The 521-nt window shown below is 39.9% G+C and carries 1 protein-coding gene; it reads right to left on the bottom strand.

The window, feature by feature from the left end; all coding sequences use genetic code 11:
* A partial coding sequence (locus ACFIO3_RS15610; RefSeq protein ID WP_375704836.1) for a lambda exonuclease family protein occupies positions 1-521 on the bottom strand: 521 nt, incomplete at both ends.

The raw sequence follows: 521 nt of genomic DNA, 5'->3' as shown, positions 1-521 counted from the left end.
ACAGCTTGATTGATCTGTTCAATTTGTTGATCATCACGGAGAACACGCTTGACTTTCATGCGCAAGTGAAAGAATTCTCCCGTAAAACGTGGATCATAACTTACGAAATCACACCATTTTCGTCCTGTACAAGCCATTTGGAATTGCATTTGTGCGTGATATTCTGGTTTGATTTCGTCACCTATACAAAAGCGCATATGTGTTACTGATCTCGGGCATTTGACTTCGATTAAACCGTCTTCTCCAATGAGACCATCAGGACTAGCCCCCGCCATTTCTATTGTGGGGTGTTGGATAAAGCCGCATTTTGTTATATCGGCATCATGAATGAAGCCATATTCTCTCAAGGCATCTTCTTCATGTTCGATACCCCATCTCATATCTTCAGTTTCATAATAGGGGCTTGTTTCTCTTGTTAAGCGTTCTGTTATGAGTTTGATTTTGTAGTCTTCATATTTGCTCGTAGGCAATCCTTTTGTAGTTTTATTGAGTATGTTGTAAATGTTTGATGCGGTGACTTT

The sequence above is a fragment of the Bartonella sp. AD328YNZD genome, assembly GCF_042196425.1.
This window is presented reverse-complemented; position numbering and strand designations above follow the sequence as displayed.